Source organism: Methylobacterium sp. WL7, from assembly GCF_008040085.1.
Taxonomy (GTDB): domain Bacteria; phylum Pseudomonadota; class Alphaproteobacteria; order Rhizobiales; family Beijerinckiaceae; genus Methylobacterium; species Methylobacterium mesophilicum.
In genome coordinates this window covers 1-1688 of sequence record NZ_VRVG01000297.1, presented here as the reverse complement: position 1 = coordinate 1688, position 1688 = coordinate 1, and the positions used below count along the sequence as shown (strand labels likewise).

The 1688-nt window shown below is 44.8% G+C and carries 1 protein-coding gene; it reads right to left on the bottom strand.

The features are described 5' to 3' along the window. On the bottom strand, positions 1-1161 hold a 1161-nt coding region (locus tag FV233_RS29345), incomplete at its 3' end, for a glycosyltransferase family 1 protein (protein ID WP_147899627.1). Between the last annotated feature and the right edge of the window lie 527 nt (positions 1162-1688).

The window sequence follows — 1688 nt, the reverse complement described above, 5'->3', positions numbered from 1 at the left end:
CCTACCCAGCGTTGCAATAACAACTGCTATTTCAATTGAATCATAAGACGGCTCTGTGGAAGTAGTCGCATCTATTGAAGTCATGTCCATGTATTCAAGATAACCTTCTGCGGTATTTAACCAAGAAAATTTCTTAGCCTGATAAAGGCCGCGTTCAATAAGCTCCCCTCGTAATGCATTGCTAGCAAGTAATGCCTTTATATGTCCAATCCAGATTTGTGGATTATCTGGTGGAGCTAAAAGTGCCGCTGCTCCACAAATCTCAGGTAGACTCGCGCGATCGGTCGAAATGACCGGACAGCCAAGTGCCATGGCCTCTAATACTGGCAAACCGAACCCCTCGGTCAAGGATGGAAAGGCTAAACAAAGAGCCCGCTCAAACAAATATGCAAGATCGTGATCTGTCACAACACCAATATGGTGAACATTTGACGCGCATTGAATCTTTTCTGAAGCAAAGATGTCAGCATGGCCCCCTGCTATTACTAGATCGACGTTTAACTCAGAAAGTTTATCCGCTAGGCCCACTAGGAAAGATAGATTTTTGTGTCGCGCAACCGACCCGAGCGCTAAGACAAACTGACGTTCCGACCTATCTTTTTGTTGTAGAAACACCGCAGGTGCTTTATTTGCTCGATTGGAGTCCCATAGAAAAACATGTTCATGACCATTCGGAAGTATAGCGATGTCTGAAGCATTAATATGTAAATGTTTCGCGATCCGCGTGGCCGAGTATTCCGAAACCGTCGCTATTTTCGCGGACCGTCGGACAAGCAATGGTTGAAGAGTTTTGTAAAAAACTCTGAAACCCGTCCCATAACTTTCTGGTGCCTCAAATACATTCGCATCATGAATACACACAATTTGATTGGATTTGAAAGCGGGCGCAGTATTGCAAAGGTTTATCAGATTGCCCGAATAAAAACGCGGTAAGATCGTTTGTTCCCACAAATGACCGCTGAACCCTTCAACGATTTCAAGAGATAAGCCTTCAACACCTGGGTCCTTAGCATCTCTAGGTGCCAGCAACTTTGCAGTTGAACCTCGCGCTTTCATTGTATGGCCTAGGGCGCGAGATACATTCAACGCGTAGCGTTGAACCCCGGTTGTCGGCTGATTAAGAAATCGGCCATTGATTGCGAATGGATGAGCTGAAGTCATAGGCAGGACGATCTCACAAGATTAAAACGCATGTCTATCTTCAGTCCCTCATGGTTGAGAATCGACGTCAGTGCTAATCGGTTAAGCCCCACGATCGTTCGCAAGCCGTTTCTGTGAGTCTTCAAATCAACGCAAGTCATTATAATGTAGTTCCGATAGCAAACCTGAATGCTCATCATGAGTTTGTGGCATTAATATGGTTTTAATTTACGAGTGTTTAAGGCCGATAGGAGTACTATTGTACCAGAGCGTTTGTAGCTTGCGTAGGCGAAAGCAGTATCAGGGTTGGAGCGTAGGCAGCAATGAATGACACAAAAGCAATGTTAGTGTATGAACTTCCAACTCCGTCAATAAATTCGTTTTACACGGCGACGCAAGCAGTAGATTTTAGCTACAGGCTCGGATTTGCTGTTATCAAATTATCTCAGATGCGACAATCCGGTTGAATACGAGATCACAATGCATTTAACGGTAACATTAATCACGGTCGTCAAGCGCCGCCAAAAGCGACCAAGACTGATCCAATA